The sequence below is a fragment of the Kitasatospora sp. NPDC057542 genome, assembly GCF_042801945.1.
Classification (GTDB): domain Bacteria; phylum Actinomycetota; class Actinomycetes; order Streptomycetales; family Streptomycetaceae; genus Kitasatospora.
Window position 1 is genome coordinate 1 of record NZ_JBHVFE010000278.1, and the last position, 11,871, is coordinate 11,871.

Sequence of the window (11,871 nt, forward strand, 5' to 3'; positions counted from 1 at the left end):
CGCACGATCCGCTGTAACTGCTGGCCTTCCTGGTCCGTGAGTCTGCGAACCCTGACCGGCTCCGCCACCGGGCCCCCTTCCGAGCTGAACGTCTCGCGACATCCAACCGGCCGAAGGCCCTGCGGCGCCAACCCGGTGAACCTATGCGGTCACAGCACTAGATACGGCCACCGCCCGCAACCCCTTGACCCCCAGTTCAGGGCTCCGCCCCAAAAAACCTCAGGAACGCCTCTCCCCTGTTTCGGGAACGCATGAGGCTCCTTCGCAGTTCAAGTCCACGCGGTAGCGGCTCAGCCCGCGCTGTCCGCAGTGAACTCCGGGCACCGGCGGGGTGTCGTCGTGTGTCCTCCTCCGGTGAGAGTGACCGGGAGGTCCGGGAGGTCCGAGCGGCGGACGGATTCAGTGCTCCAGGCCGTGCACACGACCTGGCCCACGGCCGTCCGGGGCAAGGCCGCGACGTCCAGCGGCAGGGCGACCGTGAGGCCGGCACCGGAGGTGGTGACGGTGACCGCCGCCCGCGGTTGCGGCCGGCCGGTTCAGGCAGCTCCGTGTGGAGCATGTTGCCCCTGTCCACTTCGTCGGGGCCGTCCAGGAGCCGTCCCAGCGTGAAGGCTGTGAGCTGCGACAGCGAACCGGGCTGCGGCTTCTTGCTGTTGTCCGTCTCGATTCTGGGGCGGGGCGGGCCCGCAGCCGGCAGTCCGGGGTGACCCCGTAGAGGCGGGGGTGGGCCGTGACCTCGGAGGGCCGACTGCCAACGGCTTCCGGTCCCGTGCCGGATACGGCGCACCCGGTTGTGAGCAGTAGGAGTGCAGCGGCCCTCTGCGGATCAAGCCGATTCGTACGGCGAAGGCGCCGCCGCGGGAAGCCTGGCGTGGACGGCGAGGCCGCCCGCCGGGAGCGCGGTGGCGTGGACGGTGCCGCCGTGGGCCCGGGCGACGACCTGGACCAGGGCGAGGCCGAGTCCGTGTCCGTGGGCGCTGTCGAGGCGGGGCCGGGCCCGGTAGAACGGTTCGAAGAGGCGGTCGACGACGGCCGGGTCGACGACGGGCCCGGTGTTCGTGACGGTGAGGTGCACCGCGCCGGGTCCGTCGTCCGGGGCGGTGGACCGGGACTCGGTGGCGACGTCCACGGTGACCCGGGCCCCCAGTTCGCCGGTGTTGTGCTTGACCGCGTTGTCGACGAGGTTGCCGACCAGCCGGCCCAGCAGCACGGAATTGCCCCGTACCAGGCAGTCGGGGGCGTCCGCGGTGAGGACGAACTCCGGTCCGTGCGCGGACTGCCCGGCGCCCGCGGCGGTCGCCGCGGTCACGGCTTCTTCCGCGAGGGCCGCGAGGTCGACGGGCTCGGGGTCGAAGGTGAGGTGTTCGGCCGCGGCCAGGTTCAGGAGTTCCTTGACGACCCTGATGTTGCGCTCGTTCGCCTCACCGAGCATGGGCAGGATCTCGGCGAACTCCTCACGGTCCGGACGGTCTCCCAGCATGGTCAGGGCGGTCTTCGTCGTGGACAGGGGGGTGAGCAGCTCGTGGGCGGCGTTGGCGGCAAACCGCCGGTGCGAGGAGAAGGACTCCTCCAGGCGGGCGAGCGTGACGTCGAAGGTGTCGGCGAGGCGGCGCAGTTCGTCGTCGGGCCCGGAGGCGTTGATGCGGTGGGAGAGGTCGCCTTCGGCGGCGCTCGTCGCGGCCCGGTTGAGTTCGCTCAGCGGGGCCAGCAGCCTGCCTGCGATCCTGCGGCCGGCTAGCAGGCCCGCGGTGGCGACGATGAGCACGCCCGCGGTGGAGACGGCGAGGACGGTGTTCCAGACGTCCTCTTTGGTGCGGATCGTGGAATGAGGGCCCTGGATCCGCTCGCCGGGGGACGGGGCCCGGGTCCCGATCTCGTCGGACCCCGGTGGCATGGGGTTTCCGTCGGCGGGCGGGTAGGGGTGGGCCGGGGTGGAGCTGGTGCCGGGCGGTACGGTGACCGCCGTGGTCAGGTCGTAGGTCGGCAGCCAGCGGATGCCGACGTAGACGACGGTCAGCATCAACAGGGCGCTCGCGGCCAGTGCGACGGCGAACCCGAAGGTCAGCCGGCTGCGCAGGCTGAGGGGGCGAGTGAGGCGGTGCAGGCCGAGCGGGCGGCGCCCGCGGCTCACGCCGCGCCCAGGCGGTAGCCCGTCCCGATGACGGTCTGCACGATCTTCGGGTCCCCGAGTTTGCGGCGCAGGGTGTGCACCACGAGCCGGACCACGTTGCCGCCCTGGTCGGTCTGTCCGTCCCAGGCTTTGTCCAGCAGGTCCGCGCTGCTGACGACTCCGCCGTCGGCACGCATGAGCAGTTCGAGGACCGCGATCTCCTTCGGGGTGAGCCGGATCTCCGTACCGTCGCGGGTCACCTGTCGGCGGTGGGTGTCCAGGCTGATGCCGGCCTGCTCCAGCACGGGGGCGTACGTGGTGCCGCTCCTGCGGTGCAGGGCGCGGAGCCGGACGATCAGCTCGGGCAGGTCGAAGGGTTTGGGGAGGTAGTCGTCCGCCCCCAGGCCGAAGCCGGCGACCTTGTCGTCCAGTGTCCCGGCCGCGGTCAGCATCAGGATCCGTGCGCCCAGGCCCATCCCGGTGATCCGGCGGCACACCTCGTCCCCGTGGACCACGGGCAGGTCCCGGTCCAGTACGACCACGTCGTAGTCGTGGATCCGTACCCGCTCCAGCGCCGCGCCGCCGTCGGGTGCGATGTCGGCGGCGATGCCCTCGCGGCCGAGGCGCATCTGGAGCAGGCGGGCGAGCGGTGCCTCGTCCTCGACGATCAGTACCCGCACGGCGGAGACGTCCCTTCGGGTGAGAATTCGATGAGAGCCCGAAGGCGGGTCGGAATATCGACCCACGGAATTACGGGACACTTCCATTTGTACCGTACCGGGCGTGTGAGCGGTATGTGAGGCCTCGGTGCCGGGCCGTCGGGCATCACATACGGGTGAAATGCGCTGGCCGATAGCGTCGTTGCCATGAATCTATTCAAACGGGCCTGGTGGCGGCTGACCGGCCAGCTCGGGAAAACCGCCATGCTGATCGGCCTTTTCACCGTCATCTGCACGCTCGTGCTCTCCGGATTCCTCATCCAGTCTGCCGCGGCGCGCGCGGCCGATGATGCGAAGAGGAAGGTCGGGGTCGTCGCCACGATGCAGCTCGACATCAACGCGCTCATCAACTCAGGCGGAACCAACGCCGGCGGTGGCGGACGGCCCAGCACGATCGGTTCGAAGGGCGAGCTGCGCAGCAGCCTCGTCGACAAGATCTGCGCGTCCTCCGCGGTGACCGACTGCAACTACGCCGTGGGGAGCGTCGGGCGCCCCGGCACCGGGCTGAGCCTGCACCAGCCGGTTCCGACGCCGCCCGGCCAGAACGCCGAGGGAACGGACTTCTTCTCGGCTTCCGGAATTCTCGACCTGAACCAGGAGAAGGACTTCCGCAACGGCGACTCGAAAATCATCTCGGGCCGGGGCATCACCCCCACCAGCGCCAAGGACGAGATCGTCATCGAGGAACGCGTCGCCGACGACAACAAGATCAAGGTCGGGGACGTCGTCAAGCTCAAGGTGGGCGAGATCCCCATGGACGGCAAGCAGCGCAGCGACGCCGACCTCTCCTTCAAGGTCGTCGGCATCTACAAGAACAGCACCGCCGACACCGGTGCCTACGTTCCCGCGATGATGGACCCCGCCAACAAGATCTACACCACCCCGCTCGGCAGCTCGCTCCTGTTGGGCAAGGACGGCAGCGACGGCATCCTCAAGTCGGCCACCTTCAGCCTGAAGAACCCCGACGATCTCGACCGGCTGAAGAAGGACGCCGCGGCCGCCGGCGTGGACCCCAAGATCTTCCCCCTGACCGTCAACGACAAGCAGTACCAGGCCCTCGTCGGCCCCATCACCCGCACCGCGGGCTTCGCCAGCCTCACCGTCTGGCTCGTCGCCCTCGCGGGCACCGCGATCCTCGCCCTCATCATCGCCTCGGCGCTGCGCGAACGCCGCAAGGAGCTCGGCATCCTCCTCGCGCTCGGCGAGAAGAAGCCGCTGCTGCTCGGCCAGCACCTCGTGGAGATCTTCGCCTGCGCGCTGATCGCCATCGGCATCGCCTCGGCCGCCTCCCAGGCACTCGCCCAGCCCATCGGCGACGGCCTGCTGGCCGGCGAGGTCTCCTCCGCGAAGGACGACGCGGGTAAGAGGACCCCCGAGCAGGACTACAGCAGCATCGGCGGCGGCACCAAGGACGACGGACCGCAGGTCGATCCGATCGACTCCCTGGAAGTGAAGGTCGGTCCGTCCGACATCGCCCAGGTCGGCGTCCTCGGGCTCGGCATCGCCGCGATCGCCACCGTCCTGCCCGGCATCCGCGTGATGCGCATGAGTCCCCGCGACATCCTCACGAAGGGCGACTGACCCGCCATGAGCACCCACCTCACCGACGCCGCCGACTCCGCTGCCGGGCACGAGCCCGCGGTCCTCGAAGTGTCCGGTGTGGCCCGCACAGTCCCGGCCAAGAACCACAAGCGGACCATCCTCAAGGACGTCCACCAGCGCTTCGAGGCCGGCCGGATGTACGCGATCGTCGGCCCATCCGGCTCCGGCAAGACCACCCTCCTCTCCCTCGCCTCGGGGCTCGACTCGCCCACCTCCGGCACGGTCCGCTTCAAGGGCCGCGACATCGCCGAGATCGGGCTGGGCCGCTACCGCAACCGGCACGCCGCGACCGTCTTCCAGTCCCTCAACCTCATCACCTACATGACCGCGGTGCAGAACATCACCTCCGCCATGGAGATCACCGGGGTCAAGGCCGGTTCCCGGGCCCGGAAGCGGCGCGCTGTCGAACTCCTCGAACTCCTCGGTGTGGAGAAGACCGAGCACAACCGGCGCACGCTCCAGCTCTCCGGCGGCCAGCAGCAGCGCGTCGCCATCGCCCGGGCCCTGGCCTGCGAGGTGGACATCCTCTTCGCGGACGAGCCCACTGGCGCCCTCGACCACGACACCGCCGAGTCCATCGTCGGCGTCTTCCGCCGCCTCGCCCACGACGAAGGCAAGTGCGTCATCCTCGTCACCCACTCCCGCGAGGTCGCCGCCGCCTGCGACCAGATCCTCCAGCTCAAGCGCGGACGGCTCGTCGCCGCCTGATCCGCAGCACGCGGGAGAGGCCCCGACCCGGTACGGAGGATTCCGGGGGTCGGGGCCTCGTCCATGACCGGGATCAGGGGTCGAAGCGGTAGCCCATCCCCGGCACCGTAATCAGATACCGGGGGATGCGAGGGGTCCGGCTCCAGCTTGCGGCGTAGCCGCGCCAGATACACGCGCAGGTAGTTGCTGCTCTGCCGACGGCCGGTACCCCAGATGGTGGTGGGGCCCGAGACCGTGCAGGTGCCCTGCGCGTGGGCGGTCCCGGACAGCGCCACCGGGGCGATGCCGGCGACACAGAGCATGCTGGCCGCAACGGCCAGCGCGGATCCGCGGCGACCGGCCGAACCAGCACGGCCCCCGCTCGTACCCGGGCTTGGCTGACCGGCGGCGGCCCTTCGCGCTCCAGGCCGGCGACCCTTATCGCCCGCCCGGTCGGCGGCACCGAGCGGGCGGACGGCAAGGGTCGCCAGCCGCCGATGGCCGTCACCCCCGCTGGGTGACGGCCACCGAACAGGGCTCACACCGTGGTCACTAGCACGACCACGGCGTGGTGACGTGGCCCGTCACGGTGTCCACCGCCACCGTCCTGCCCTCGCTGGGAATGCAGAAGTAGTAGGTGGGATGCGGGTTCTGCACGACGGGCTCATTGAGGTACAGGGGCTTGAACGCGCCGGTGTGCCCGGCCTTGACGGCCAGATCGTGGGCCTGGACCTCCGTCATGGTGAACGGGGAGATGGCCTGGATCCCGATCGGGACGCTCCACCGCTGCGTGCTCTGGTACTGACCGGTGGTCGAGTACTTGTACTCGAAGGACGGCTCCGAGTCCTTGGCCCGGAAGCGGATCCACCAGGCCTGGACGTCATTGGGGTTGGTCGTGGGTGTCAGCAGGACGGCGTCCGCGTCGTAGAACTGCGAGCCGGGGTGCTCCTGCTGCGCCTTCACCTTGGCCTCCCGCACGATCTGTGTGAGCGGGAGGTGGGGTGCCGCGCTGGCGGTGGACGGGGCGATCGGCAGCAGCGACAGGGCCGTGGCGGTCGCGGCGAGCCCGATCCGTGCCCGAAGGCGGCGGCGTGATGTCCGGCACCCGTTCAGTGCGGGTGTCGCGGGCGTGCGAGCGGTGCGCGTGGTGTTCATGTCCTTCATCTCCTTCGACCCGGACCCTGCGTGGTCACGGTGGAAGGCGACTGCCGGGTTCGGCGTGAGCGGTGGCCGACGGGCGAGAGGTCCTCGGCCGGGCTCCGCGGGGATGCAGCCTCCCGGGGTCCAACGGTAGGAAGGTCTCCGGGCGCCGTCTCCTGGCCGTCATCCTCGCTGAGCCGAACAGGCGAACCTCTCACCCGGAGCGATGCCCGTCCGGGGCTTCGCCGCGCGGTCCCGGCCGGTGGGCCCGATCCTGTGCCGCTCCTTGATCATCGCTGACTGTTGCAAGGTGGTGCCACGATCTTCTCGAAGTAGGCGTCCCAGCCGACGGGCCGACGAGCCTGTAGATCTTCCTTCAGGCTGCGCTCCACCCACTCCAGGGCGATGTAGTACCGCTCCAGAACCGGGTCCCAGCCCGACTCCAGCATCCGCACGATATGAGGGTGCTCGACAGCTTTGAGTGCGGCGGTCTCCGGTTCCAGGAAGACCTTGATGATTTCGTCGTCGCGCCGCTTGAGTAACTTGATCGCCGCGAACTTCCTGTCACTGTCGCTATTTGCCGTGTCGACGGCCTTGCGCACCTTCGACAGACCGCCGCTGCGCGCGCTGTCTCCCACCAGCAGGAAGCGATCGTTGATCACATGCGGTCCCACACATGCTCCTCGTCCAGCACCGGCGCCGTCATCGCCAGGTCGGCCAGGCGTTCCACCAGGGCGGTGATCGCGGCGGTGACGCGCTCGCCCTTGATGGACTGGCCCTTGCAGGCGGGTTTGCCGGCTGTCTCCGCGCACCGGTAGTACTCGTAGATCTTGCCGTTCTTGGCGAGGTTCACCTGCCGGTAGAACCGGTCACCGCAGCGGTCACAGTGCGCAACGCCGAGCCAGGGCGAGGCGCCGTTCGAGCACTCCTTCGTGATCGTGCGCTCGTCCATCGCCGCCTGGACCGCGGCCCACTCCTCCTCCGTGAACAGGGGCTTGGCCATGCGGATCGGCAGGCGCTTGGCGTCGCGGGCGATCTTGCGCGTCTTCACGGAGCGGCCGGTCAGCTTTAGGCCCATCGTCGCCGGCGAGCGCAGGATCTTGCCCACGCTGGTCGGGTTCCAGTGGTTCGACGGCGCGGTCTTACGCTTGCTCGAGTACGACTCGCCCTGGTTCTTGTACGCGTGCATCGACGGGGTGTCGAAACCGGCGGCCTCCAGGGCCGCGGCGATCATCCACTGGCTCTGCCCCTCCAGCAGGAGCTTGCCCATGTACCGGACCGTCTCCGAGGTCACCGGGTCCGGCTCCAGTGTCCGCCCGCCGCCGGGACGGTCCACGACCCGGTACCCGTACGGCGGCTGCCCGCCCGCCCAGCGGTCCGTCTTACGCAGGTGCTTGTGCGCCGCCGTGACGCGGGCCTTGATCCGCTTGAGCTCCATCTCCACGAAAATCGACGCCAGCATCAGGAACACCTTCGCCGGCTCGTTCCCGAACGACGACTCCCGCCCCTCCCGGTAGTGCAGGGTGATCCCATCATCGGTGAACACCAGGACCTTGTGGTTCTCCTCCGCCCAGTGCGCCACGTCCGCGCAGTCCTTCGCCGAGCGAAACGCCCGGTCCAACGCGTCCCACTCGCCCTGCCGCTCGGTCAGCCACGGACCCAGGTCCAGGCGCTTCCACGGAGTGACCTACGCGGAGACGTCCAGATCCTCGAAAGACCCGACGATCTCCCACTCCTTCGGCAGCGCGTGCCGGATCGCCGACTCCGCCCGCACCAGGTGCGAGACCTTCCCCTCGTCCCCGTGCGTGTCCGAGACACGCGAACCCCCCACTGCCCGAACCGGCGCCGAAGCCGTCATGATGCCCACAGGAGGCCCCCTACCACCCAGGCCGGCGGGCACCCTCGAACAAGCTGCACTCGAACGGGTGGACCTTTTACAAAAGGCGTCGTTCCGCCGGCGCATCGACCTTCTGACGGCCAGTCAGGGGCTAGCGGACACCTGCGTCAAGGCCTACGTCGAACGCGCAGCCTCCCACGCGGAGCGCTGGAGCGACCACGCGCCGGTCACCTCCGAGTTCGACTTCAACCTTAACTAGCCGTCAATTTCCTACAGTTGACGACCAGCAGATCTTCGGGCCCTGGGCTCACCCCATGAAGCCAGCCCAGGGCAGCTCACGTCGACGCACGTGAACCGCAAGCGTCCGACCAACTCGGCGGGGCAATGAAGAATCGACCTGTTTTCTAGAAGTCCCAGCATCACCGCCAAGCCGACAGGTCCCTCGCCGAGCGGACGAGCGACCAGCTCGGGACGGTCCCCGCGCGTGCGGGACCGACAACTCGGGGACTGGTTGAACAACCAGGCGCTGTCGTCCCCTCGGGCGCGGGGGTCAGCCGATGCTGCACGGCGTCCTCCCCGCACCGGGGCAGCCGTAGGGCGGATAGTCGTTTGTCGATGACGCGAGGTTCTCCCCGCACCGCTGGGTTGTGGCGGGTGGACCCGGGTGCTGGGAACCGTTGGATCGGAGTGGGGGTATGGGGGAGGTGGCGGGGCGCCGGAATGCCGTAGGACCGCGGGCGGCTTGGGAGCTGATTCCGCTGGACGGCGTGGGGCCGCTCCGGTTCGGCATGCTGATCACCGAGGCCGCGGCAGTGCTTCCGGGTATGAGTGAGCTGTGCCGGTTCCAGGCCGGACCGTCGGAGCCGGACACCGTGGGGGTGGCGTTCGGGGCGGAGCGTGCGAAGCCTGCTGTGCATGGCTACTTCATCGGCGATCGATTGTTCTGCGTCGCGGTTGATGCAGCGCGCGGGCCCCAGGTCATGCTCTGGGGACGGGAGCTGACAGCGTGCGTGCCGACCGATCTGGAGCGGTTCCTGCTGCACGCCCCCGACTGCGAAGTCCTCGATGTGTCCTACGGTCCGCGGGGCAACCCCGGGGCCGCCCGCATCGGCCTGGTCCTGAGGGTGCAGGAGGTCGAGGGCAAGGTGATGACCAGACCGGTGACGGTAGGCCGGGGGTGGGAGGACCGGTGCCCCGACGACTGGGAGGGGCCGATACCGGAATGCGAATGGATCGGCCGACAGTGGCCATACCCGGGCTACGCAGATTACTGGCCACCGCCCGGCCACGCACCTGCTTGGAGCGACTGGCAGCCCCCTTTCCAGGCGGTTTGCCAGGAGAACAGGACGGCCAGGAGGTCAGCGACAGACACCCATCATGATCGACAATCATCAGAATCCGCGGCGGCATTCACGGAAATCGCGCCAGAGCCAGTCTGCCACGTCCGCTGACAGACAGCACATAACCGAGCTCGGTCAGCGCCCGGTTGACCTTCGCAAGGTCCGCGCCGTCCAGTCCGCCCTCGGCTCTGGGCCTTGCCGGTTCCCAGGAAGGCGCCCGGATCGTCCGCGCAGACCAGAGCAAGTGAGCCGAATTGCCCACGCAGACGGTGATCCGGGCCCCGCGCACAGCCGTCTCCCCGGGCGCGGTGACGCGTCCGTACTCGCTGGAGTCCCGGATGTCCGGCTCGGCCATGCAATGAATCGAGCCGGACTCCTCACCTATGGCTTCACATCGAGACGAACGAGCGCGCCGATCTCGACGAGTTGGTCCGGCAGCGCCAAGTCGGATACGCCCATGACCGTGCTGGCGGGCCGGTGCTCCCCGAAGTACTCGGCGTGGAGGCGTGCTGTCGTGTCGAAGTTCTCGCGCAGGTTCCTCACCAGAACCGTGGTCTCTACTATCTGGCTACGCTCGGCCCCGAACTGCCTCAGTACCAGGTCCAGATTCTCCAGCGTGGTACGGACCTGCAGTTCGAAGTCGTCGGCACCCACGAAATTGCCGTGATGGTCATGAGACAGCTGCCCCGACACATAAACCGTGTCACCGACCTGAGTGGCCTGACTGTATCCGTACAACGATTCCCATGGCATGCCAAACCCGAATGCCTTCACCTGAGTACTCATGACTCACTCCCTTGATGCAGCTTGTGGGCTGCCAATTGCAGACAGGCCCCTTACGTGAAGAAGTTACGGGTTCGCGTGAACAATGCTCGTCTGGCAGCGCCGTCGAATTTTCCTTTGTGCGCACAAAATTGGCTGCTGTGGCCCCTTCGGTCGCTGGTGTGATGAGTGGAACCATCGCACCAGCGACGAGGAGCCCTGCCTCGTCACCACCCCCGCTGACCAGCCTATTTCACCCACCAGCACTGGTGGATGCTCCGGCCCAGCGGGGTGGCGGCGATCAGGACCCCGAGGGTGACGGCGCTCAGCACGGTCACCAGTTCGTCGTTGCGGGACCGGGACTGGGCCCGCCGGCGTAGGCGGACGATGATGATCGCGAGGAACGCGCTCGCGCCCGCCATGGCGGTCGGTGATCCGGTACCCGTTCGGTGGCCGCCCGCCGGCCCAGCGGTCCGTCTTGCGTAGGTGCTTGTGGGCGGCCGAGACCAGGGCCGCCTGCACCAGGTGCGAGACCTTCCCCTCGTCCCCGTGCGTGTCCGAGACACGCGAACCCCCCCCACTGCCCGAACCGGCGCCGAAGCCGTCATGATGCCCACAGGAGGCCCCCTACCACCCAGGCCAGCGGGCACCCTCGAACAGACTGTTCTCGAACAGGTGGACTCTTTTAGAAAAGGCGTCCATCCGCTGGAGAGTAGACCTAATTGTTTGTCAAAAAAGCCTCGCCGACAGGTGCGTTGAAGCCTACGTCGAACGCGCCGCCTCCCACGCCGAGCGCTGGTCCGACCACGCACCCGTCACCGCAGTGTTCGACTTCGAGCGATAACTGAATAGCCAAATGACAATGGCCTCCAAGCCGGGTCTCGTGGCTAATCAGCAGCAACTTCATGACGGCGGTACCCGGACGTGAGCACCTCGACTCAGAACCCCCTGCATGCGAGACAGCTCCGCGGGCGGACCGATGCTCTGGCCGGCCGACGAGCCGTGGCCCGTGTGTACGCACCCGCGCAAGCAGAGCACGGGTAAGCGGATGGAGGAGGTCCGGCTCCGGCGGCAGATTCTGACCAAGGCCTGGGGCGCACTCTCGAGGACGGAATCGACCTCGGGCTGACGGACCCCGAGCGGGAGGTTCTGGCTTCGCTGGACGGCATGCCCCATGGCTGGCGAGCACCGACCCAATCCCCATGACAGCTGTCGCGCAGCTGTACCGGCGGGACGTGCCCGACCTGGCCGGCGGGCCCACCGACTGCGGCCTGCTCCAGGTGTCTGGTGCCGTTCGACGCTCGGCGGCGATCGTAGGCGGGCAGGCCTGCCTACGATCGCCGGTAGGAGGTGAAGTCCGGGCCGGTTGTACTGCGCGGGGTGTCGGGCAGGGTGGGGGTGCCGACGAGTTCCAGGGCGGCGTCGACGCCCTGCGGGTATAACTTCCGTACGGCGTCGGAGATTTCGCCGGTGTCCAGGAGCGGGTGGTCGATGCCTCGGCGCTCGAGGTCGTCGAGCCGGTCCGAACGACGGGTGGTGGCAAGGACTGAAATTCCACCCTGGGGCTGGACACCTGGAGACTGGGACATGTGAGGTGCGCCGTGAGGCGCTTCGTTGTATCCCCGACGCAGTCGGGAGGAACTCGGAGGGAGGTTCCTGGGTCGCCTGACTCAC

General features: G+C 68.5%; 12 protein-coding genes and 2 pseudogenes. 4 read left to right on the forward strand and 10 right to left on the reverse strand.

Annotated elements, in window-relative coordinates; translation table 11 throughout:
• Positions 1-826 precede the first annotated feature (826 nt).
• Together ACFU7Y_RS28750 and ACFU7Y_RS28755 are read right to left on the reverse strand one after the other, a co-directional pair.
• Positions 827-2,131 (reverse strand): sensor histidine kinase, encoded by a 1,305-nt coding sequence (locus ACFU7Y_RS28750; protein ID WP_380770122.1) that lies wholly within the window; start codon positions 2,129-2,131, stop codon positions 827-829.
• The gene (locus ACFU7Y_RS28755; protein ID WP_224280684.1) at positions 2,128-2,790 is read right to left on the reverse strand and encodes a response regulator transcription factor; all 663 of its coding nucleotides are present in this window, start codon (positions 2,788-2,790) and stop codon (positions 2,128-2,130) included. Before ACFU7Y_RS28755 ends, ACFU7Y_RS28750 begins: the two co-directional genes overlap by 4 nt.
• A gap of 186 nt (positions 2,791-2,976) precedes the next feature.
• On the opposite strand from ACFU7Y_RS28755, the gene ACFU7Y_RS28760 reads away from it, so the two are divergent.
• Positions 2,977-4,410, forward strand: a complete 1,434-nt coding sequence (locus tag ACFU7Y_RS28760) for an ABC transporter permease (RefSeq protein WP_380770124.1) — start codon at positions 2,977-2,979, stop codon at positions 4,408-4,410.
• Positions 4,411-4,416: 6 nt separating this feature from the next.
• On the forward strand, positions 4,417-5,139 hold the full coding sequence (locus tag ACFU7Y_RS28765; RefSeq protein ID WP_224280686.1) for an ABC transporter ATP-binding protein: 723 nt from the start codon (positions 4,417-4,419) through the stop codon (positions 5,137-5,139).
• Between the two features lie 73 nt (positions 5,140-5,212).
• On the opposite strand, the pseudogene ACFU7Y_RS28770 reads toward ACFU7Y_RS28765, so the two are convergent.
• The 5 genes and pseudogenes from ACFU7Y_RS28770 to ACFU7Y_RS28790 form a co-directional block, all read right to left on the reverse strand.
• Positions 5,213-5,330: pseudogene (locus tag ACFU7Y_RS28770) on the reverse strand (helix-turn-helix domain-containing protein); the annotation flags it as partial.
• A 340-nt stretch (positions 5,331-5,670) separates the two neighbouring features.
• Positions 5,671-6,273 carry a hypothetical protein gene (locus ACFU7Y_RS28775; protein WP_224280687.1) on the reverse strand — a complete coding sequence of 201 codons (603 nt, stop codon included), beginning with the start codon at positions 6,271-6,273 and terminating at the stop codon, positions 5,671-5,673.
• A gap of 275 nt (positions 6,274-6,548) precedes the next feature.
• Entirely contained in the window at positions 6,549-6,932 is a 384-nt protein-coding gene (locus ACFU7Y_RS28780; RefSeq protein WP_380770126.1) for a hypothetical protein, read from the reverse strand.
• Positions 6,917-7,840, reverse strand: coding sequence for a recombinase family protein (locus ACFU7Y_RS28785; protein ID WP_380770127.1), 924 nt, complete (start codon positions 7,838-7,840; stop codon positions 6,917-6,919). The genes ACFU7Y_RS28780 and ACFU7Y_RS28785 overlap by 16 nt, the downstream gene beginning before the upstream one ends.
• A 105-nt stretch (positions 7,841-7,945) precedes the next feature.
• Positions 7,946-8,089, reverse strand: a complete 144-nt coding sequence (locus ACFU7Y_RS28790) for a hypothetical protein (RefSeq protein ID WP_224280690.1) — start codon at positions 8,087-8,089, stop codon at positions 7,946-7,948.
• Between the two features lie 127 nt (positions 8,090-8,216).
• Here ACFU7Y_RS28790 and ACFU7Y_RS28795 point away from each other — a divergent pair.
• Positions 8,217-8,354: pseudogene (locus ACFU7Y_RS28795) on the forward strand (exodeoxyribonuclease III); the annotation flags it as partial.
• A 529-nt stretch (positions 8,355-8,883) separates the two neighbouring features.
• On the forward strand, positions 8,884-9,546 hold the full coding sequence (locus ACFU7Y_RS28800) for a hypothetical protein (RefSeq protein WP_380770128.1): 663 nt from the start codon (positions 8,884-8,886) through the stop codon (positions 9,544-9,546).
• 270 nt (positions 9,547-9,816) lie between these two features.
• On the opposite strand, the gene ACFU7Y_RS28805 is transcribed toward ACFU7Y_RS28800, so the two are convergent.
• The 3 genes from ACFU7Y_RS28805 to ACFU7Y_RS28815 form a co-directional block, all read right to left on the reverse strand.
• The gene (locus ACFU7Y_RS28805; RefSeq protein ID WP_380770129.1) at positions 9,817-10,221 is read right to left on the reverse strand and encodes a RidA family protein; all 405 of its coding nucleotides are present in this window, start codon (positions 10,219-10,221) and stop codon (positions 9,817-9,819) included.
• Positions 10,222-10,445: 224 nt separating this feature from the next.
• Positions 10,446-10,619 (reverse strand): hypothetical protein, encoded by a 174-nt coding sequence (locus tag ACFU7Y_RS28810; RefSeq protein WP_380770130.1) that lies wholly within the window; start codon positions 10,617-10,619, stop codon positions 10,446-10,448.
• Between the two features lie 296 nt (positions 10,620-10,915).
• The gene (locus tag ACFU7Y_RS28815) at positions 10,916-11,104 is read right to left on the reverse strand and encodes a hypothetical protein (RefSeq protein ID WP_380770131.1); all 189 of its coding nucleotides are present in this window, start codon (positions 11,102-11,104) and stop codon (positions 10,916-10,918) included.
• Positions 11,105-11,871: the final 767 nt, after the last annotated feature.